Source organism: Collinsella aerofaciens (genome assembly GCF_040920445.1).
In the GTDB taxonomy this organism is placed as follows: domain Bacteria; phylum Actinomycetota; class Coriobacteriia; order Coriobacteriales; family Coriobacteriaceae; genus Collinsella; species Collinsella aerofaciens_BH.
Genome location: NZ_JBCOTQ010000004.1, coordinates 39,741 through 60,930, shown reverse-complemented (window position 1 = coordinate 60,930; position 21,190 = coordinate 39,741). Strand labels below are relative to the sequence as shown.

General features: G+C 58.8%; 16 protein-coding genes and 1 pseudogene. 9 read left to right on the top strand and 8 right to left on the bottom strand.

What is annotated here, in order from left to right; all coding sequences use genetic code 11:
* Positions 1–66 precede the first annotated feature (66 nt).
* The gene (locus AB5405_RS01180; RefSeq protein ID WP_368137301.1) at positions 67–969 is read right to left on the bottom strand and encodes a DMT family transporter; all 903 of its coding nucleotides are present in this window, start codon (positions 967–969) and stop codon (positions 67–69) included.
* A gap of 158 nt (positions 970–1,127) precedes the next feature.
* On the opposite strand from AB5405_RS01180, the gene AB5405_RS01175 reads away from it, so the two are divergent.
* Positions 1,128–1,997 (top strand): LysR family transcriptional regulator, encoded by an 870-nt coding sequence (locus AB5405_RS01175; RefSeq protein WP_368137300.1) that lies wholly within the window; start codon positions 1,128–1,130, stop codon positions 1,995–1,997.
* A gap of 24 nt (positions 1,998–2,021) precedes the next feature.
* Here AB5405_RS01175 and AB5405_RS01170 read toward each other — a convergent pair whose 3' ends face one another.
* Entirely contained in the window at positions 2,022–3,404 is a 1,383-nt protein-coding gene (locus AB5405_RS01170) for an MATE family efflux transporter (RefSeq protein ID WP_368137298.1), read from the bottom strand.
* 178 nt (positions 3,405–3,582) lie between these two features.
* Between AB5405_RS01170 and AB5405_RS01165 the strand changes: the two genes are divergently transcribed.
* Positions 3,583–4,398 (top strand): putative RNA methyltransferase, encoded by an 816-nt coding sequence (locus tag AB5405_RS01165; RefSeq protein WP_368137297.1) that lies wholly within the window; start codon positions 3,583–3,585, stop codon positions 4,396–4,398.
* Between the two features lie 128 nt (positions 4,399–4,526).
* Here the strand turns inward: AB5405_RS01165 and AB5405_RS01160 are convergent, their stop codons facing one another.
* Positions 4,527–4,928: a hypothetical protein gene (locus AB5405_RS01160; protein ID WP_368137295.1), complete on the bottom strand. Its 402-nt coding sequence runs from the start codon at positions 4,926–4,928 to the stop codon at positions 4,527–4,529.
* Positions 4,929–5,368: 440 nt separating this feature from the next.
* Here AB5405_RS01160 and AB5405_RS01155 point away from each other — a divergent pair.
* Together AB5405_RS01155 and AB5405_RS01150 are read left to right on the top strand one after the other, a co-directional pair.
* A pseudogene (locus AB5405_RS01155) lies at positions 5,369–6,072 on the top strand (class I SAM-dependent methyltransferase).
* Positions 6,073–6,616: 544 nt separating this feature from the next.
* Positions 6,617–7,552 (top strand): LysR family transcriptional regulator, encoded by a 936-nt coding sequence (locus tag AB5405_RS01150; protein WP_368137294.1) that lies wholly within the window; start codon positions 6,617–6,619, stop codon positions 7,550–7,552.
* 188 nt (positions 7,553–7,740) lie between these two features.
* On the opposite strand, the gene AB5405_RS01145 is transcribed toward AB5405_RS01150, so the two are convergent.
* Genes AB5405_RS01145 through AB5405_RS01135 form a run of 3 tightly spaced genes read right to left on the bottom strand, consistent with a single transcriptional unit; the run spans position 7,741 to position 12,141 of the window.
* Entirely contained in the window at positions 7,741–8,139 is a 399-nt protein-coding gene (locus AB5405_RS01145) for a hypothetical protein (protein WP_368137293.1), read from the bottom strand.
* A gap of 60 nt (positions 8,140–8,199) precedes the next feature.
* Positions 8,200–11,283 (bottom strand): mechanosensitive ion channel domain-containing protein, encoded by a 3,084-nt coding sequence (locus AB5405_RS01140; RefSeq protein ID WP_368137292.1) that lies wholly within the window; start codon positions 11,281–11,283, stop codon positions 8,200–8,202.
* 12 nt (positions 11,284–11,295) lie between these two features.
* On the bottom strand, positions 11,296–12,141 hold the full coding sequence (locus AB5405_RS01135; RefSeq protein WP_368137291.1) for a transporter substrate-binding domain-containing protein: 846 nt from the start codon (positions 12,139–12,141) through the stop codon (positions 11,296–11,298).
* A 246-nt stretch (positions 12,142–12,387) separates the two neighbouring features.
* On the opposite strand from AB5405_RS01135, the gene AB5405_RS01130 reads away from it, so the two are divergent.
* Positions 12,388–13,092 (top strand): class I SAM-dependent methyltransferase, encoded by a 705-nt coding sequence (locus AB5405_RS01130; protein WP_368137290.1) that lies wholly within the window; start codon positions 12,388–12,390, stop codon positions 13,090–13,092.
* Positions 13,093–13,140: 48 nt separating this feature from the next.
* On the opposite strand, the gene AB5405_RS01125 is transcribed toward AB5405_RS01130, so the two are convergent.
* The gene (locus AB5405_RS01125) at positions 13,141–13,437 is read right to left on the bottom strand and encodes a hypothetical protein (protein WP_055310006.1); all 297 of its coding nucleotides are present in this window, start codon (positions 13,435–13,437) and stop codon (positions 13,141–13,143) included.
* A gap of 77 nt (positions 13,438–13,514) precedes the next feature.
* Here AB5405_RS01125 and AB5405_RS01120 point away from each other — a divergent pair, with 77 nt between their 5' ends.
* From AB5405_RS01120 to AB5405_RS01105, 4 genes are all read left to right on the top strand, one after another.
* Positions 13,515–14,003, top strand: coding sequence for a GNAT family N-acetyltransferase (locus AB5405_RS01120; protein ID WP_368137289.1), 489 nt, complete (start codon positions 13,515–13,517; stop codon positions 14,001–14,003).
* 254 nt (positions 14,004–14,257) lie between these two features.
* Positions 14,258–16,261, top strand: a complete 2,004-nt coding sequence (locus AB5405_RS01115; protein ID WP_368137288.1) for a GTP-binding protein — start codon at positions 14,258–14,260, stop codon at positions 16,259–16,261.
* A 93-nt stretch (positions 16,262–16,354) separates the two neighbouring features.
* Positions 16,355–17,464: a DUF8462 domain-containing protein gene (locus AB5405_RS01110; RefSeq protein ID WP_368137287.1), complete on the top strand. Its 1,110-nt coding sequence runs from the start codon at positions 16,355–16,357 to the stop codon at positions 17,462–17,464.
* Positions 17,465–17,483: 19 nt separating this feature from the next.
* Positions 17,484–19,979, top strand: coding sequence for an excinuclease ABC subunit UvrA (locus tag AB5405_RS01105; RefSeq protein ID WP_368137286.1), 2,496 nt, complete (start codon positions 17,484–17,486; stop codon positions 19,977–19,979).
* A 40-nt stretch (positions 19,980–20,019) separates the two neighbouring features.
* Here AB5405_RS01105 and AB5405_RS01100 read toward each other — a convergent pair whose 3' ends face one another.
* Positions 20,020–21,120 carry a DUF8462 domain-containing protein gene (locus AB5405_RS01100; protein WP_118388455.1) on the bottom strand — a complete coding sequence of 367 codons (1,101 nt, stop codon included), beginning with the start codon at positions 21,118–21,120 and terminating at the stop codon, positions 20,020–20,022.
* Positions 21,121–21,190 lie beyond the last annotated feature (70 nt).

Below are 21,190 nucleotides of genomic sequence, written 5' to 3'. Positions count from 1 at the left end.
TCTGTTGGCATCTATTGTAAAGGCGCACCGGTTGCCTTTGTGTCGCGGCTGCATAAGGAGTAGGATCTACGAGACGTGCTCGGGCGCTCCTGCCATGCGAGCCTGTCCATGTGCGCGGAGGCGCGGAAGCTCGACGGTTGCCACCATGACGCCGGTTAGGATGAGGGCTGCGCCAAAGAAGGCGATGGGGCTCAGGACCTCGCCGACCAGGAAGAACGAGAAGACGGCGGAGCATACCGGCTCGAGCGAGAAGGCGAAGCCGGTGGTCTCGGCGGGCACGTGGGGCTGCACGAGCGTCTGGGTGATAAAGCCGTAGGCAGAGCAGATGAGTGCGAGCGCGACGACGACCACGATCTCGCTGGGCGTACTGGGAAGTGTGAAACCGCCAAAGACGCATGCGGCGATGCCCGAGAACAGGCCGCCGAAGCCCAGCTGCCAAACGCCCAGAGCCAGCGGATCGACTTCTTCGACAAAGCGCTTGGCCACGATAATGTGGCTGGCATAGATAAAGGCCGAGAGCAGCATGATGATCGCGCCGGGATTCAGGCTGGTAAAGTCTGCGCCCGAGAGCAGCAACATACCGCAGGTGACGATGGCGGTGCCGACGAGCACTTTGCACTCGGGGGCGCGACGCAGCAGGGCGGCGTTGGCAAACGGCACGATCACGACCGTCAGGCTCTGCAAAAAGCCGGCAGTGGAGGCGGAGGTGAGGCTGGAGCCCAGGCACATGCAGGTGAGCTCGGTTGCCATGATGGCGCCGATGATGGCGGCACGGACCATAAGGTCGCGGTTGATGCGCAACGCGTGCTTGTGGAAGAGCAGCAGGCAGGCCACAAAGGCGATGATGCAGCGTAGCGCGACGATGCTCGTGGCGTTCATGCTGTCCATGCCGATCTTCATAAGGGGGTACGAAAAGCCCCATGCGACGGGAACGGAAAATGAGAGCGCGATTGCTTTTTTGCGATCCATGGGACTCCTTTTGTTACAGAACGGTTTCGTAAATAGGATTCTGCTCTCAGATGTGGATGTAGTAAAGCGAATGTATCTTCAGTATGATTAAGAAATGCTGAAGTATGTGCGAAAAGCGCTGGCAAAACGTTTTACGGCTGCATTGATGTGGAGGCACGATGGCATCGCGGTATCAGATTGTTTGTATAGTGGTCGATCGCGGCAGTCTTAAGGGCGCGGCGGACGAGCTGGGCTACACGCAAAGCGCGGTGAGCCAGGCCGTCAAGGCACTCGAGCGCGAGCTGGGCACTACGATTATCGAGCGCGGCAAGCAGGGCGTGTCGCTTACGCGCGACGGCAAGCAGTACCTGCCGTATCTGCGACAGATCGTAACTGCCGAGGCCGAGCTTGAGGGCAAACGTCAGGAGTTGCTGGGGCTCTCCTCGACGGATATTCGTATCGCGACGTTTACCAACGTGAGCCGCACCGTATTGCCGCGCGTGATTCGCGACTTTGGTGCGCTGCACCCGGGCGTACACTTTACCCTCAAGCAGGGCGATTACACGCGCAACGCCCAGTGGGTGCACGATGGCGTGGTTGATTTTTGTTTTACGGCACGCGGATTTACCGCTGGGCTCGAGAAGCGTGTGGTCTATCACGACGAGTTGGTAGCATTGTTGCCGGCCGCGCATCCGCTGACGGCAAAGGAAAAGGTGACACTCGCCGATTTGGCGTCCGAGCCGTTTGTGCTGCTGGATGAGGGCGAACAGAGCCTGGTGCTCGATGCATTCGCGGCGTATGGCCTGTCGCCGCACGTGACGAGTGAGGTGACCGACGACTACACCATCATGGCGATGGTGGAGGAGGGCCTGGGCGTGAGCATGCTCTACCGTCGTACCGTTGAGGGCATGCGGGCCGATATTCGCGTACGTCCCATCGCGCACGCCCCCTCGCGCGACGTAGTGGCAGCCTGGCGTAGCTGGGATACCATGCCCATCGCCACGAGGCGCTTTATCGACTATATGAGCTCGCATATTGTCAATAAATGACTGACGTGGCGTTGAGTGCGGTGCTTAACGGGCCGTCGCTTTGGCTTGGGTGGCGCGATAGGTGCGTGCCGGGTGGCAAAGTAGTACCGCCACGACCATAAAGAACGCCGTGGTGCCCAGGCTGATGGGGTAGACCATCATGATGTTCGCAAAGGTGCGGAAGTGCGGGAACACGCAGAACACCCAATAGAAGCGGATGCCGCAGACGCAGATCATGGTGATGAGGGCGGGCGTGAGCGAGATACCAAAGCCGCGCAGGTAGCCGGACATGTTTTCGTAGAACATGCTAAAGGCGTACGCCGGGAAGATCGAACACACGCGGATATAGCCGATCGAGACGATGTTGGGGTCGCTGTTAAAGAGCGACAAGATCTCGCGTCCCAGGCCGACAATAACGATGATCGTGGTGAGCGCAACGATACCGCCTTCGACCAGGCAGACCGTGAGCGTCTTGGTGCAGCGGTCGATCTGGCGGGCACCGTGGTTCTGTCCCACAAAGGTGGTGCACGCCTGGCTAAAGCTGTTGAGCAGGTTGTAGCACACGTACTCCAGACTCATGGCAGCGCTCGATGCGGCCATGACCTCGGTGCCCAGGCTGTTGATGGCAGACTGGATGATGATGTTGGCGACGGCAAAGACAGCGCTTTGGACGCCGGCGGGCAGGCCGATCTTGACGATGCGCTTGAGGGCGACGGGGTCGATAGCCAGGTCGCGTGGGGTGACGCGGACGACGGAGTCGGTCTTGAGTAGGCGGATAAAGAGCGTAGCGGCGCTGACGGTGTAGGCGATGGCGGTGGCGATGGCGACGCCCGCGACGCCCCGGTGGAGTACGGGGACAAAGATGAGGTCCAGGCCAATGTTGAGGACGGTGGACACGGCAAGCGCCTGCAGCGGCATGCGGGTGATGCCGACGGAGCGGAAAATCGCGGCCTCAAAGTTGTAGAGCAAGATCGAGGGCATGCTGAGCAAAAAGACGCGCAGGTAGAGCGAAGCGAGCGGCATGGTCTCGGCGGGAACGTTGAGCGCGGCGAGCATGGGCTCGGCAAAGACCTCGCCCAGTGCGATGACGACAAAGCCCACGAGCGCCATCAAAATCGAGGTATGGACGGCGCGTTTGACCATGTTCTGATCGTTGCGGCCGATAGCGTTGGCGATGACCACGTTGGAGCCAAGCGACATGCCAATGAACAGGTTGAGCATAAGACTGGTAAGCGGAACATTGGAGCCGACCGCCGCCATGGCGAGGGTTCCCTGGTCGCCCGAGAAGTTACCGATGATGACCGTGGCGATGAGGTTCGACAGCTGCTCCAAGATGCTCGTGGCGGCCACGGGGAAGGCGAACAGGGGAATATTGCGCCATAGCGATCCGGTGGTCATGTCAATGTGCTTAGATGCGGTATCAGCCATACGCTCTCAATCTCTTATATGCGCTTCAATGCTTATTTGCGCAGACGATGATACTCCTATTCGCCTAGTCATTGGGGACGTTCTTAAACGGCTAGTCATTTACGTACGTCCCCAATGACTAGGTGGGGGAGGCGTGCGACAATGGTGGGCGTTGTGTTGTTCGCGCTAAGGAGTTGCCATGTTGTTGTGTCCCGTTTGCCATGAGCCGCTGGTGGACGACGAGCGTGGTGCTGCATGCGCGGGCGGACACCGGTTTGACCGTGCGCGCGAGGGCTATCTGTACCTACTGCGCTCGTCCAAGAGCGGCGACTCTATGGGCGATCCTAAGTCGCAGGCGCGTAGTCGTCGTGACTTTCTAAACCGTGGCTACTATGCGCCGTTGCGCGATGCAATGGTCGAGCTGGTGCGTGAGCGGGCGGCTGGGTGCGCTGCGTCTACGAACGGCCCCATGACGCTGCTCGATATTTGCTGCGGCGAGGGCTACTACACCAGCGCCATGGGCGCGGTGCCGGGGGTGGATGCTTACGGTTTCGACCTGGGCAAAGAGATGGTGCGCCTTGCCGCCAAGCGCGGCGACGCGACCTATTTCGTGGCCAACATGAAGGATATCCCCGTGGCTGATGGCGCCTTCGATATGGTGACCGAGCTCTTCGCTCCCTTTAACGAGCGTGAGTTTGCCCGCGTGCTGGCGCCAGAGGGCTCGCTCTACACCGTGGTGCCGGGCGCCCGTCATCTGTTTGGGCTCAAGGAGGTACTCTACGACACGCCGTATCTTAACGATGAGAAGCTGCCGAAGACCACCGAGCTCGAGTTGGCCGGAACGCAGCGGGTGTCTGCGAATATTACGCTTCAGACCCAGGCCGACATCGAGGCGGTGTTCCAGATGACGCCGTATTACTACCGCACGCGCCCTGCCGACAAAGAGCGCCTGGCAAATTTGGATACCCTTCAAACCGACATCGACTTCATCATCGCCGAGTACCGCCACAGCTAACAACCTGCCAAATAGGGACAGGTTTATTTTGGTAGGTTTTATCTGGGCAAACGTAAAGGGCCGACCGCGGAGATGCGCGATCGGCCCTTTTTAGTTGCTTGACTGCAGAGGTTATGAGAAGCGAGCGCTTACAGGCGGTCCTTGTTCTCGGCCTTAACGGCGTGCGCCTGCTGAACAAAGAACAGGTCGTACACCACGATGACAAAGGCGCCAAAGTTGATGGCGTCGCCGCCAAACGCGGGAAGCGTGAGCACCGCTTGGGCAAGCGTGGCGACCGCGGCAACAATACCGAGCTTAAACGCGCCGTCCACCTGCGAAGGCTTGTTGGCGCCCTTGATACCGGCGACGCCTGCGGCAAGGTCGACGAGACCCTTGGCGATAAGCACGACCGCTGCGGGCGTGGCGTACGAACCGTACGTGGAATCGAGACCGCCCGTGGCGATACCGACGCCGGCGGTGACGAGGCTGGCGATGCCCAAAACAAAGTAGATGAGAGCAAGGATTTTGAGAGTCTTGCGAGTGAAGCTCATGGCCGGTCCTTTCGATACGAGTACGCCAACTTGGCGCACCCAATGTACTGCACATATGGTGAAGCACATTGTAGTTCAACGCGGCGATGCATGCGTTTGAAAGCGCATTGAGCCCGCGCAGCCAAACCCAACCTTTCAAAAAGGAAAGCTGGGCGTAAGTCAAATCGATGGCAGCGTATGCGCGGCGCTGCGATGATGAGGCCGTAACAAGGAGCTGGTCTCAAGGAGGAGTCATGATGTACGGAGCAGGGCAAGTGCGTGAGCCGCGGTCGCTGGGAAGGCGCATGGATGATTCTGTGATCGCTGCCGTGTGCACGGGATTGATGGCGGTGCTTTGCATTGCGATGCTGTGGGCCATGTCGCATGTGGGACAATAGCGGACGGTTGGGTGCCGACATAAACGGCACTCACGTATTCGTTTTGCTTGTTAAGGAGTACCCATGGGCGTCGTCGATCCCTTTTCTGTTGCTCGGGCCGCGGGGCTTGAGCTGATCGGGAAGTCCGAGGGCCTCACGCTCACCGACGGCACGATGGAGCTGCGCGCCGATTTCACCCGCATGCTTCCGCGGCTTAAACAGGGCCGTCTGCAACAAGAGTTGCTGGTAAAGGCTGCGCGCGCAAAAGGCATCGAGCGGCCATGGGCGATTGATGCCACGGCGGGCTTTGGCGAGGATTCGCTGCTGCTGGCGGCCGCGGGCTTTACCGTCGATCTGTATGAGCAGGATTGCGTGATCGCGGCGCTCCTCAAGGATGCCCTGGATCGCGCGGCAGATGATCCGGCGCTTGCGACAGCCGTGGCGCGCATGCGCTTACATGCGGGCGAGGACAGCATTGCCGGCCTTCGCCATACAGCTGAGCTGATCGGTCAGGGCGAGCTCGCGGCTCCCGATGCGGTGTACCTGGACCCCATGTTTCCCGAGCGCACCAAAAGTGCGGCGGTCAAAAGAAGTTCCAGCTCTTGCACCATCTGGAACGGCCATGTACCGATGAGGAGACGCTGGTCGAAGCCGCGCTTGCGGTGCACCCGCGCAAGGTCGTTATCAAGCGGCCGGTGAAGGGCCCGCTGCTTGCCGGCGTTAAGCCGAGCTATCAACTTGCGGGCAAGGCCGTTCGTTACGATGTTTTGGTGCCGCCGCGCCCGTAGCTTGCGTGCGATGGCTGGCGCTCCGTCAATGCCGTGCCGATGCGGCGCCTATTTCCATGGGTGCGACGTCAGGTGCCAGCCACCGCAGTATTCGCATTTGTAGCAGGCCAAACCGCGCCGCCCGCGGTTTTCGCAGTCGGCCATAACGGCCTCTGCCAAAAAGGGACAGGTTTATTTTGCCAGGTTTTATCTGGGCAAACGTAAAGGGCCGACCGCGTTGCTACGCGATCGGCCCTTTTTAGCTGCTTGATAGCAGAGGTTGTGAGAAGTGGGCGCTTACAGGCGGTCCTTGTTCTCGACCTTAACGGCGTGTGCCTGCTGAACAAAGAACAGGTCGTAGACCACGATGACAAAGGCACCGAAGTGGACATGACGTATTTGATGCGCACGCATGACGCATGTCGCGAAGCATATTGTAATTCAACAAGGTGCTGTGTACGTTCATCCAATAGTTGAATGCTCCGCTCATGACGGGGATGGCGCTTGCGCTGTGCTAGGTTTTTGTTTAACTGGATTAAACTGTGCATTTTTTTAGGGGCGAATGGTGAATATCAAGCAGGTCGGCTATTTTGTCGCCGTATTCGAGACGAAGAGTTTTACTGCTGCGGCGCACCAGCGCAACGTGACTGTTCAGGCCATTTCCAAGTCAATTAGCGAGCTCGAGCAGTTTTTTAACGTTCAGTTTTTTGAGCGTGGAAGTAGCGGTGTCAGGCCGACTCAGGCCGGTCGCAGCTTTTATGCCAAGGCTCGCCCTGCCGTCGAAGCATATCGCGAGGTTGAAAACTTTGACCCGTCTGGATGCGACCTGACCGTCTCGTCGGCCTCTGGTCCGCAAACGATACCGGAACTCTCGATTGGCCTGTGCGCCCCCGCATTCGATAACGAGGATAAGCTATATAAGGGGCTATCTGCGCTTATCATGCGTGGTGTGCGCGTGCGGGTGAAGTTTTGCACTGTGCATCCCGGAGTTGCCCAGCAGGAGCTCGAGCAGGGAGGCCTCGATGCCTTGCTTACGGTGGGTACATATGACAATACCAATGATGACTGCGAACAACTGGGAACCCTGCCCACGGGTATTTTCGTCGCCGCCGACCATCCACTCGGCAAGAGGCCCTTTGTGACTGTGGCTGATCTGAGTTCCTATCCGGTTGGACAGTCGACTGCGTTCGATAGCTTTAACAACTCGATTTTTTGGCAGTACAAAAGCCGCGATGTCCTAGGTGAGACGCGCGTTATCGATAGCCCCGCTCAAGTTGGGGCGTTTTTGGCGGTCGAGCGCGGCTATTTCTTAAATGCCATTCTTCCCGTTCCCGGTCAGGTCGCTAGTGGGTTTGAGATTGTTCCCATAGTGGGCGAAGGGGCCCTGACGGTTCCGGTGTGCTTAGTTTCCCTTAAAGATGAAAAGTCCCAAGCTTATCACGTCGTAGAGAACTACTTGATTCGCATGGTGGGCTGTACCAACGGGTCTGCTGCTCGCTAGCACATCCGTTGACGCGCTTGCCGCTGCCGGCTCGGTTGTGTCTGGCATTATGCTGTCGATTGTGCCGTGCCGTGGCAATCGAGTGAATGCAAAGACTATCCACAGCAAGCCGCCCTCCGTTTCTTGTCTGCTCGAGAAACGGAGGGCGGCTTTCATATACAGCAATCTGTGCAGGCGGGTCAGATACCCTAGCTCAGGCGATCCTGGCTTTCCTTTTTAACGCGGTTGGCGAAAACGAAGTACACGGCACTTACGACCACGGCGGTGACATCGGTAGCGCTGGTGCCGACTCCGCCCAAGAAGGGCTCGGAAAGCAGCAGACTCACAACGGCGCATACCAGGCAGATGATAGCCCAGACCCAAACGACACCAATCTTGCTGGGGTTATTTGAGGCGCGGATGCCCAACACGGCAGCGATGATTTCGACGATGCCCATCACGATGACGACAACGCTGTAAACCGAGAGATCGCCGCTGGCGTCGCCCGAAGCCGCAGTGAGTGCCAACGCGCCCGCGGCGATGCTAAAAATACCTCCCAATAGATAGATGATGGACATGACCTTTAGGACTTTACGGTTGTTGCTCATGTTCGGTTCCTTTCCCTTGAGCCTTAATGGCACCGTGCGGGTGTTGCCCGGTGCCATGAATTACTGATTGGTAGGTTCGTTACCCAGGTCTTGCGAAGCGAGTTTCTGTTCTTCGCTAAACTCGTCCGCTTCGGCGAGTTCTTCGGCGGTAGCTGCCCTTGGAGCGGACTCGTCGGCATCGCAATGATCGAAAACGAGTTGATAGGGGGCGATGTCGCGGCGGGAAAGCATGAGCTTTACCTCACGGCGCAAAGAACGCATAACGCTGCCGCGATCGGTCTCCTTGCAGGTGGCGACGACGCGAATGGTCATAGCGGTGCTGCTAAGGTCAACCACGCCCTTGTAGAAGGGGCCATCGATAATGGCGGGAACGCGGTCATGCACGCTTTTGAGCTCGTCTTTAAGCACCTTTTCGACATAGGGTAGAGATTCTCCCACCGGGATGGTGATGTCTATGCTGGCAAAAGAATTAAGTTTGGTCATGTTGGTGACATTCGAAATCGAGCTGTTGCGTAGGAGCAGAACATTGCCGTTGCCGTCATTGATCTTTGTGGTTCGCACACCAATCTCCATAACGGTGCCGGTATTGCCGCCAACCGAGATGACGTCTCCAACGCGGAACTCGCCTTCAAAGATAATAAAGAGCCCGCATAAGATATCCGTGATGAGGTCTTTGGCTCCAAAGGAGACGGCGAGCGTGATGATACCTGCCGAGGCTAAAAGCGTTGCGGTATCGACGCCCAAAACACCGAGGCACCAATAGAGCATAGCGATGAGAGTCCCGTATTTTGCCAGGCTCGAGAGAAGTCGACATATCGTCTCGCCGCGCGCTCCAAGTACATTGGACAACATGCGAAGAAGTGCCTGCGCGATTGCGCACACTGTGAGAGCCACACAGGCGTACATGATTGAAGCGGTGAGCGCGAATATGTTGAGACCGTGCTGCCAGTCGTTACCCAGGATATAGGTAAATACCGAACGCGGGCCAAACAGGGCGTCTTTAAACAAGACGGCCAAAAAGACGATAAACACCGCGATGCCGATAAACCATTTAAGGACTGTGCCGAGTTTTTGCTCGGGGGTTTTGTCCTCCCATTTAAAGGAGATGTTGAGCCATCGGCTAATGGCGCTTTCGCTGTGCTTGACACGGCCGTCGGACGTCGTGACGGTGATGTTTTGCCGTCTTGTCGCGAAATCGTCTTCGTGCTTCGAACGCTTTTCTTCGACTTTTAGGGTGTCGAGTGTCAGCAACGGGTAGATAAGGGCAAAGCAAATGGCGGCGACAATTCCAGTTACGATGGTGAGTGGAACGCGCTGGTGCATAAAGGAGTCTTCGGGTGCCGCGACGTAAACGTAATAGTCGCCAGTCTCCAAGCAGGAGGCGTAGAGTTTTTGGTTGTCGATGTAGACGAAGTCACTAAAGCCGTCTGCAAGCTGCTCGTCAGTCAGTCCTATTTCGGATGCTTTTTTCCCAAAAAGAAGGTCGTTGGGATGATATGCGACGGTACCGTCTTTTTTCTCGATTGCAAAGGCGAAGCCTCCGGCACCCGCCTTGATGCCATCGAGCACTGCGTCGATCTTGGTGCTCTTGAGCATTTCTTCTAAGCGCATGGGGCGCACGGCAATCTGCACGATTCCGTCTGCAATGCCATCTTGATCGTAGAGTGCGACTCCGATGTACTGATATGTCTCGCCGGTGGTTCTGTTGATAGAGAGAGGCTGTATATATTCATCCTTGCCGCCCAAAAGCGAGCGGAACTCGTAGGAGGAGTCACCGTACTTGGTCGAAAGGCTGTAGGATCGCTGCGACGTGCTCGAGCTCGTCATATTGCCGTCGCCGTCGTAGAGATAAATTGACTCGATGTTGAGCGTTTTTGCCATGCTGTGCAGGTCGGCTCGCGTGGCGAGCTCTGGATTGTGCTCAACGATGTAAGCGATAATGTGGCAGGTAGTGGCATAGTGCTCGCTATATTGCTTCGTAAGCTCATCCTCGCGCAGCGCATTATTTTTGAGCGTTTGATCAATCTGCTCTAAGCGCTCCCGGTTGACCGTCGCCTGGCTCGAAAGGGCAAAGAGCGTTTGCATATAGAAGGTTACTGCCAAAAGTAAGACGAGTCCTGCAATGGACAAGGCTGTTGCGCGCCTGCCCACGGAGGGGCTAAACCGAAGGCCGCGACCGATCTTGACGCATTCGTGATGGTCGTGGTCGTCATGTTCGTCATCCGCTAGAACAAACAGGTCATAGAGTGCCACGGCGGCGACGACTGCTATGAAGGCAAAGAGGATGACGCCTACGGTGATGTTGCGCGCGGAGGCGGTATCGCTTTCGGGAATGGCGAGAATGTAATAGGTGTCATCGACCAACTTGACGCGACAATACAGGCTTGTGTTTTTGACGGAAGTGACGAATGTCTTGCCGTCCTCAAGATTGCCCACGTCGATGCCGTTGTCGAGTGCATCGGTACCTATCATGTTCTGATCGGGATGGTAGGTGATCAGGTGCGTTTTTGCCGATACGGCGAGGACATATCCGTGGCTGCCGAGCGAGATGTTCTTGAGTATGCTCTCGGCCGAGCCGGTGTCCTTGACAAGGGCGTGCAGCTCTTGGGGATTTTGCTCTACGATGACCATGGTGTCGTCATCGATTTTGGCGGCATAGTATCGCATGAGCCAGTCTTGATCGGGAAGATCGACCTCAACGGGATCGGAGGGCTTGCCGGTCTCGAAGCACTGACGTAGCTGGTTGAAGCGGGCGCGGCTAAAATCGGCTTTGGTGTCAGCCGCTTTGGCGACGATGGAGCCGTCACGTCGGGCAATGAGAACGTTATCGACCTTGAGCAGGTCCTTGAACTCGGTCATTTTGGCATCGGTCGCTTCATAACCGGCATCGTTGGCCGCCATAAATGCGATGCTTGCGGCACGCGTGCGATACAGGTCGTCAAATGTTTGGGTGTTGTCTTTTGTTTCCGACTGGGCCGTTTTAACGAGATCGGGGAGTTCGGCGGCAACCCGATCGAATTCCAAAGCGTAATCCTCTTGCGATAGACGCGTTTGCATCGAGGCGAGTAGGAGTCCCATCGCTAACGTGCAGACGGCTACGGCAATGGCAAGCGCCACGGACTTCTGTTTTAGTCGCTTGGACATGGGTGGACTTCCTTAGTTCCATTTCTCGATGAGCGTATCGATTGTTTTGTCTTTGAGCATTGAGCGTACTTCGGCGGCAACCTTGGGTGAAAGTTCAGAGCCCTTCTGCGTTGCGACGGCGTAGCGCTGTGGGTTGATGCCAAAATCGGGCAGGACGGTACGCTCGCCATCGAGATAGGTTTTGGCAATTGCGCCATCGGTCGCCATGGCGTCGACGTCGCCGGCTTCCAATGCGCAGGAAAGCTCAGCGTAGCTTGCATATTGGCTCAGATGCCATGTGTCGTAGTCAATGTTGCCGCTCTTGGCATCCTGCTGCTGGGGGATGCCGTCCGAAAGCCCCAGCTCCAAAAACTTCGCGGCAAGTTGAGGTGCAGCGTTTGTTCCGGATACCGTGCCAATTGTTCCGCCCTTAAGCTGGGAGAAGGATTGAATGAGCGATGTATTTTCGACAACAAGAATTACCGAGTCGGTGTAATAGGCGGCAGAGAAGTCAAACAGCTTTTTGCGTTCGTCGCTTATCGAGTAGCACGCGATCAGGCAATCGACTTTTTCCGACGAAAGCATTTCTTCGCGTGTCTCGGGCGTTACGGATGTAAACGAACAGCCTCCATAGCCAAGACGGCTTGCCAACTCGTTAGCGAGGTCGATTTCGAATCCGTAGTATTTGCCGTTGTTGGGATTACGCTCACTAAACCCGACGATATCCGAGCGGACGCCTACGTTCAGCCTGGCCTTGCCGGACATGTCGGAATTACTGTTCGAGCAGGCTGGCAGTACCACAGCTGCCAGTGTGGCTCCGGCTGCCGAGATTGCCAACCGGCAGGCCTTTCGGCGTGTGACTGAATGGTCCATTTGCATTCCTCACGACGAATGTTCAGTCCTTTAATGATACGGACGGGCAAGAATGGAATGGTCACGAAGCGGTAGGTAAACGGAGAGTTGAGGTGGAGGGCAATACCTGACAGGATTTGGTACTTTACCGCTAAATAGATGCCCGCATTCTGCGATGGGCGGTGGGCCTTGTCGCATGTGGGACAATAGCGGACGGTTGGGTGCTGGTATAAACGGCGCTCACGTATTCGTTTTGCTTGTTAAGGAGTACCCATGGGCGTCGTCGATCCCTTTTCTGTTGCTCGGGCCGCGGGGCTTGAGCTGATCGGGAAGTCCGAGGGCCTCACGCTCACCGACGGCACGATGGAGCTGCGCGCCGATTTCACCCGCATGCTTCCGCGGCTTAAACAGGGCCGTCTGCAACAAGAGTTGCTGGTAAAGGCTGCGCGCGCAAAAGGCATCGAGCGGCCATGGGCGATTGATGCCACGGCGGGCTTTGGCGAGGATTCGCTGCTGCTGGCGGCCGCGGGCTTTACCGTCGATCTGTATGAGCAGGATTGCGTGATCGCGGCGCTCCTCAAGGATGCCCTGGATCGCGCGGCAGATGATCCGGCGCTTGCGGCTGCCGTGGCTCGCATGCGCCTTCATGCGGGCGAGGACAGCATTGCCGGCCTTCGCCATACAGCTGAGCTGATCGGGCGGGGCGAGCTTGCCGCTCCCGATGCGGTGTACCTGGACCCCATGTTTCCCGAGCGCACCAAGAGCGCGGCGGTGAAAAAGAAGTTCCAGCTGCTGCATCACTTGGAGCAGCCGTGCGCCGATGAGGAGGCGCTGGTCCAGGCAGCGCTTGCGGTGCATCCGCGCAAAGTCGTTATCAAACGGCCGGTGAAGGGCCCGCTGCTTGCCGGCGTTAAGCCGAGCTATCAACTTGCGGGCAAGGCCGTTCGTTACGATGTTTTGGTGCCGCCGCGCCCGTAGCTTGCGTGCGATGGCTGGCGCTCCGTCAATGCCGTGCCGATGCGGCGCCTATTTCCAAGGGTGCGACGTCAGGTGCCAGCCGCCGCAGTATTCGCATTTGTAGCAGGCCAAACCACGCCGCCCGCGGTTTTCGCAGTCGGCCATAACTGCCTCGGCCTCGGCGCGTGTGTCGTAACGGTTTTTGCGTTCGCACGACTTGTAACGCCAGGCTTCATCGCGCTCGGCGTCCAGGGCGTCGCGGCGCTCGTCCTCGCGCGCAAACAGGTCGCTCATATCGCCGCCGGTAGCAGCGCCCAAAAACTCGCTTTTGGCCTTTGACCAGGCGGCTCGCTTTTTGCTTCCCATCTGCTTCGCGCCTCTCTCCAAACGCTGGTATCATTGCCCAATCAAAGTGATACCAATAAACGTGAGGTTGCCGCGTGATGATCAGAAAAACCCTCGATACTGACATTCCCGCCGTCATGGCCATCTATGACGCCGCCCGTGCCTTTATGCGTGCGCATGGCAACGCCACGCAGTGGCCCGAGGGCACGCCTTCTGCCGAGCAGCTGGCTGCCGATATCGCTGCCGGTGGTAGTTACGTGTGTGAAGTCGACGGTCGCGTGGTGGCGACGTTTGCCTTTTTACCGGGTCCGGACGAGCGCTATGACGTAATTGAGGACGGCCAATGGCGCAGCGACACTCCGTATGCTGTGCTGCACCGCGTGGCGTCCGACGGCACCGCGCACGGTATCGCGGCTGCGATGTTTGCCTTTGCCAAGGAGCGTATCGACCATCTGCGTATCGACACGCACCAAGATAACCTGCCTATGCAGGGCGCCATCGCCAAGGCCGGGTTTAAGCGCGCCGGTATCGTATATGTGTCGGACGGTACGCCGCGCGTCGCGTTTGATTGGCTGCGCGAGGCGTAAGAGCGACGCCTCATATCAATAATTCGCGCGAACGAAAATGGTCCCACCCGGGGCCATTTTCGTTCGCTGCGCTGTTTTGCAAGCCGGCTTTCGCAAGGCGCGAACCTACGAAAATCGCCGCGCGGCAACGCGGGGCGATGAGCTCGGTCGGGGGATAGGGCCCGCTTCGCCCGCCGGCCCGTAAATTGTATCATCCAGTGTGGAACGAGGACGCCCGTTGCCGCGTGTGATGGGCTTGCAATAAGAGGAGAGCCATGTCGAAGCAAGCGGTCGTTGGAATCTTGGCGCATGTCGATGCCGGCAAGACCACGCTGGCCGAGGCCATGCTGTTCAACGCGGGTCGCATTCGCAAGCGCGGCCGCGTGGACGATGGTGATTCGCATCTGGATACGAACGAGATTGAGCGCGAGCGCGGCATCACGATTTTCTCGTCGCAGGCCGTGCTCGACCATGGCGATACCCATGTCATGCTCGTAGATGCACCAGGGCATGTCGATTTTTCGGCCGAGGCGGAGCGCACATTGCGCGCGCTGGACTACGCGATTTTAGTTGTGGGCGCCAACGACGGCGTGCAGGGGCACACCGAAACCCTGTGGCGCCTGCTTGCACGCTATGACATCCCGACGTTCATCTATATCAACAAAATCGATTTGGAGAATCCCGGCCGCGATGTTTTGCTGGCACAACTTGGGCAACGTCTTTCCGAGGGCTGCCTGGATGCCAACGAACTGCTGACGGGTGGTGGCGTTCAGGAAGACGCTGCCGCGTTAGACGAAGAAGCGCTCGAGGAGTTTCTTGAGGCGGGTGAGCTTTCTGTCGCAACGCTGTCGCGCATGGTTGCCGAGCGCAAACTCTTTCCCTGTTTTGCCGGCTCGGCGCTCAAAGACCAAGGCGTGGACGAGCTGCTGGATGGCATATGCGCGCTGATGCGTGAACAGGCGTGGCTCCCGGAGTTTGCCGCGCGCGTCTATCGTGTCAGCCGCGGGGATCGCGGCGAGCGCTTGGCTTGGGTTAAAGTGACCGGCGGCACGCTACATGCCAAGCAGGCGATTGGCGGACGTTCCGGTGCCGAGGCATGGGAGCAAAAGGTCGATCAGGTACGCATCTATAACGGCGAGAAGTATGAGCTTGCCCAAGAAGTTGCTGCTGGCGGTATTTGTGCCGTGACGGGTCTTGCGCACGTTCGCCCAGGGGACGCCCTGGGCGCGGAGCCCGCGTGCGATGCGCCCGTCATCGCTCCGGTCCTCACCTATACGGTGCTTCCGGGCGAACACGATGTCCATGCGGTGTTCAAAGCACTGACTGAGTTGGCGGACGAAGACCCCATGCTCGGCGTAAGCTGGAACACTCATCTTGAGCAGATTCACCTGCAGCTGATGGGCGCCGTGCAACTCGAGGTCGTGCAGCGGGTGTTGGCCGATCGCTTTGGCCTTTCGATTGCGTTTGAGCCCGGCGGCATTCTCTATAAGGAGACTATTTCGCAGCCGGTCGAGGGCGTGGGCCACTTTGAGCCGCTGCGCCACTATGCCGAGGTGCATCTGCGTCTGGAGCCGTTGCCAGCGGGTTCGGGCGTGCAGTTTGGCACCGTGACCTCGACCGACGAGCTCGATCTTAACTGGCAACGTCTGGCGCTCACCAACGCCATGGAGCGCGATCACCTGGGTGTGCTGACCGGCTCGCCCATCGCCGATGTGCGCATTACGCTCACGGGCGGCCGTGCGCATGCCAAACACACCGAGGGCGGCGACTTTCGCCAGGCCACGTACCGCGCGATTCGCCAGGGGCTCATGCAGGCGCGTGAGGCCGGCGCGGCGGTGCTGTTGGAGCCGTGGTACCACTTTGAGCTCGAGGTGCCGGGGGAGTGCGTGGGCCGGGCGCTCTCGGATGCCACGCGCATGGGTGCCGAGTACGAGCCGCCGGCGATGGCGGGGGACCGGGCGAAGCTTGTGGGTCGCGTGCCGGCATCTGAGGTGCAGGATTACGCGCTGGAGGTGGCTGCCTACACGAGCGGTCGCGGACATCTGTACCTGGAGTTCGCCGGCTATGCGGCTTGTCATGATGCCGAGCGCGTCATCGAGACTGCCGCCTATGAGCCAGAGGCCGATCTGCCCAACACGCCCGATTCGGTCTTTTGCTCTCACGGCGCCGGTTACACGGTCAAATGGTACGACGTGCCCGCCGCGGCGCACGTAAAGATCGATCCCGCCACCTTCCGCCCCTGGCGAGCAGCAGACGTCGAGTTCTTCTGCCATAGGTGATAGAAGGGCGGCCTCTTTGTCACCTGCTGCTGGTATAACTCGGTATAAGTTGGTATAACTATGGGCAGCGTTTGCCAATCCGAGGAGTCCGACATGAATCCAAATCCCTTTAAGCCAACGGCCGGCAAGCGGCCCCCGATACTCATCGGTCGCGAGTCAGTCATTGAGGATTTTGAGGAAGGGCTCGATAACGGCGCCGGAGCGCCGGGCAGGCTCATGCTCATTACGGGAAACCGCGGCTGCGGCAAGACAGTTCTCCTGCGGGAGCTGCAGCGTTTAGCCAGCGAGCGCGGATGGGCGGTTGTCTCCGATTCCGCCTCGCTTGGCCTATGCGACCGCCTGGCCGATGCGCTTCGCTCGAATAAGCCCGTTGTGACGTCAATGGAATTCGGTCCGTCGTTTGGCCGGATGTCGGTCGAGGCGGCGCGAGCAAAGGGCGAAACGTTGCGAGGGCTGGTCAACGAGCGCCTCAAGAGGCTCAGTCCGGGCAAGGGCATACTGTTTGCGATTGACGAGGCGCAATCTGCGTCTATCGAGGAACTGGCGGCTCTTGCCGTTCTCTATCAGCAGGTGCTCGGAGATCAGGATGCCACGGGCTTGTCCGATAGCGACCAGCGCGGTCTTGCGCTGGTGTTCGCCGGCTTACCCAGTATGGTTGACGATCTGCTCGAAGAGCCGAGCGTGACGTTTTTGCGCCGCGCCCAGCAGCGTACGCTGGGGGCAATTTCTTTGCCCAAAGTGCGCGATTCGTATATCCAGACGGTCAAAGACGCTGGTCTTTACGTTGATGCGGAGACGGCGGACCTTGCGGCGCGCAAGAGCATGGGGCATCCCTATATGGTTCAGCTGGTGGGCTATTACATGTGGCGCTCTGCTGTCCGGCGTGGCTCGCAGGTCATTGAAGTGTGCGATGTCGAGGCTGGCTACGCCGATGCCGTCTCCGAGTTCTATGAAGCGGTCGACGCTCCTCTGTATTACGGGCTGCGCAGTCCACAGCGCCTATTTATCGAGGCTATGGCGGCTGACGGGGGCAAACCGACGCGCATGGCGGACATCATTGAGCGCTGCGACCGCACCCAAAGCTGGGCGAGCAAATATCGCGCAAGCCTGATTCGCGAGCGCGTCATCGAGGCTGCCGGATACGGTCTCGTCCGGTTTACCGTGCCCATGCTGGGCGAGTATATCCGCGATCGCATTTTATGACACGAGTAGGGTGATAAAGGTGACGGAACAGAAGATGAGCCCGCAGGCTATCGAGGTGCGTGGCGCACGTGTCCATAACCTCAAGGACATCGATATTGATATCCCGCTGGGAAGGCTCGTGGGTATTGCCGGCGTGTCGGGCTCGGGCAAGAGTTCGCTGGCACTCGGGGTTCTTTATGCCGAGGGCTCGCGCCGCTATCTGGAGGCGCTCAGCACCTATACCCGCCGTCGTCTGACGCAGGCCGAGCACGCCCAGGTGGACGAGGTGCTGCACGTGCCAGCGGCGCTCGCATTACATCAGCGCCCCAGCGTACCGGGCGTGCGCTCGACCTTTGGTACCATGACCGAGCTCAACAATAGCCTGCGTCTACTCTTTAGCCGTTGCGCCCATCACGTGTGCCCGCATTGCGGGGCGCGTGTGGAGCCGAGCCTTAACGTGGCTGCGGGCCTGTCGCTCACGTGTCCGACATGCGGCCGCGAGTTCTACGCGCCGAGTGCCGAGGATTTGGCTTTCAATAGCGGCGGTGCGTGCCCTACCTGCGGCGGCACCGGTGTCATGCGCGAGGTAGACGAGGCGAGCCTGGTGCCCGACGAGTCAAAGACCATCAACGAGGGTGCGGTGCTTCCCTGGGGCACGCTCATGTGGGACCTGATGAAGCAGGTGGCCGGCGAGATGGGCGTGCGCACCGACGTGCCGTTTAACCAGCTCACGCCTCAAGAGCGCGACATCGTGTTTCACGGCCCGGCGGTTAAGAAGCACATTCTCTACGTTCCCAAAAACGGCGAGGGCGCCACGCCGCTCGACTTTACCTATTACAACGCCGTCTATACCGTCGAGAATGCACTCGCCAAGGTTAAGGACGATAAGGGGCTTAAGCGTGTGGCTCGCTTTTTGCACGAGGGACCATGCCGTGACTGCGCCGGCACGCGTCTCTCCGAGGCTGCGCGCCAGCCCCAGGTGCGCGGTATCAATCTGGCTCAGGCCGCGGCCATGACGCTTGGTGATGCGATCGAGTGGGTGCGCGGGGTGCCCGCATCCTTGCCGGCCGAGATGCGGCCCATGGCGACGGATATCTGCGATTCGTTTTTGAGCACGGCTCGTCGTCTGGTCGACCTGGGTCTCGATTACCTTTTGCTCGATCGCGCCGGTGCCACGCTCTCCACGGGTGAGCGCCAGCGCGTGCAACTCGCCCGCGTGGTGCGCAACCGATCGACAGGCGTGCTCTATGTGCTGGACGAGCCCTCAATTGGCTTGCATCCTGCCAATGTCGACGGCTTGGTGGGCGTAATGCGCGACCTGGTGGATGACGGCAATACCGTGGTTGTTGTCGACCACGATACACGTGTGCTGGTGGAGGCTGATTATCTGGTCGAGATGGGCCCCGTTGCCGGAGCAGGCGGCGGCAGTGTAATCGCCGCGGGCACGGTGGACGAGGTCGAGCAATCGCAGGACAGCCGTATCGCGCCGTTTTTGCGCGCCGAGCCCAAGCGCTTGCGTCCGCAGGTGACTGACGACGAAATGTTCGACCAGGGCCATATCCGCATGGCGACCGATACCATCCATACCGTCAAGCCGCTCGAAGTCGATATTCCGCGCGGTCGCTTGGTCGCGGTTACGGGTGTTTCGGGTTCGGGCAAGACGACGTTGGTGCTCGAGACGCTCATCCCGGCGCTTAAGGCGCAGGCAGCTGGCGAGCGCTTGCCGGGGCACGTGTGTTGGGTCGATGCCGAGGGCATTGGCCGCGCAAACCTGATTGACGCCACGCCCATCGGCGCCAATGTTCGCTCGACGGTAGCGACCTATGCCGACATCCATGACGAGCTGCGTCGCGCCTTCGCCCGTACGCTCGAGGCCAAGGCGGCCGGCTACAAGGCGGGTGCCTTTAGCTACAATACCGGCGCCTTGCGCTGCCCTACATGTGATGGCACGGGATCGATATCGCTCGACGTGCAGTTTTTGCCCGATGTCGAGATCGTCTGCCCGGCATGTCGCGGCTCACGTTATGCAGACGCAGCTTCGCATATCCATCGCGAGGGCAAGGACGGGAGCTTGCTTACGTTGCCGCAGCTCATGGACATGAGCGTGGACGAGGCCCTCGACGCCACGGTGGGACTCAAGAAAGTCCAGGCGCGCTTGCAGACCTTGCACGACCTGGGCCTGGGTTATCTTACGCTTGGCGAGCCCACACCGGCGCTTTCGGGCGGTGAGGCACAGCGCCTTAAGCTCGCGAGCGAGATGGGCCGCGTGCAGGATGATGCCGTATTTGTGTTCGACGAGCCCACGATTGGACTACATCCGCTCGATGTTCAGGTGTTGCTGAGCGTGTTCGACGGCCTTGTTGCCAAGGGCGCCACGGTTATCGTGATTGAACACGATCTCGACCTTATCCGTAACGCCGATTATGTGATTGACATGGGCCCAGGCGGTGGCGACGCCGGCGGGCAAATCGTCTGCGCCGGCACGCCGGCGGATATCGCGGCCTGCTCCAAGAGCATTACCGGCCGCTACCTATAGGCGATGTGACAAAGGGACTGCCCCTTTGTCACATTGAATTCTATTTCACGCATTGAGCGGCGAGATAGTCGCGGAAGAATGGCAATTCAAAAGCGACGATTCCGCGCCCACGTTCCCCAATGATGCCGGCGTCTATCATGCGGCGTCGGTAGCGGGAGACCTGCTGCGGCGAACGCTTAAGGCGCTCGACAAGGTCGGCGGTGGTGGACTCTTCCTCGTCATCGAGCATGGCGATGAGGAATCGCTTGTCTTCTGCAGTGAGTTCCCGATAGGTTGCCGCGAGAATTCGGTCGTCCATCTCGTCGCGCGCGATTTTGATTCCCAGGTCAAAGTCGCGTGACGAGATTTCCTTCGAATCGCTTGTGAGATCCCAGGCACGGTAGCCTACGAGTTGCAATAGGAAGGGAAAACCAGAGATCGAGCGAACGGCTCTATCGATTCCCTCAGCATCTGCCAGGCGATCGTTTTCCTGAATTGTGCGAATCAAGGCTTCGCGCACGTCATAGTCGGCAATGCGACCCAGATGATATTGTTGGGCGCGGCGAAGAAACGAGACCGTCTTGTGGTTTAGTAGCGTCGATACGTTGTTGGGAAGTCCCGCCATGAGCAGGGCGACGCGTTTTCCATCGGTCACAAAGTGCTGATACGACGCTGCGAGCTGAATCATCTCGTCGAGTGTCGGGTCCACCTCGTCAACCGTAACGAGCAGACCGGTGCCAGCCTCGTTGAGCTGGTCGATGATGTCGCTCATGCGATAACGCCAGGTTGAGGCATCGTGAACGCGATTGACCTCGATGCTGCCGAGCGGTGCAATTCCGAGACCGGTGACTTCGAAGTTGTTAGACGGGTCGATAAGATGGCCGGCAGCACGTTTCGCCCCGAACTCGATTTCCTCAAGCATTCCCGGGAGCGCGGTTGTCTTTACGGCAATCCAGCCGTGGGATTCCGCCCTTGTCGCGAGCGACGACATGAGAGCGGTTTTACCGGTTCCACGTGCGCCTGAGAAGATCGAGGTCAATTCTGGGCGCCTGCGCTGGCTCAAGAAGGCACGGTCCAAATCCCGAATAATCTGTTGTCTGCCAGCGAGATGGGCAGGAACCTCGCCAAAGCTAGGGGTAAACGGGTTCTCGAGATATTCCACAAAGCTCTCCTTTCACAGCGCCGTTTAACTTCATTTTACTTTAGTTAATTCTGATTAAAAGTGAGGGCTT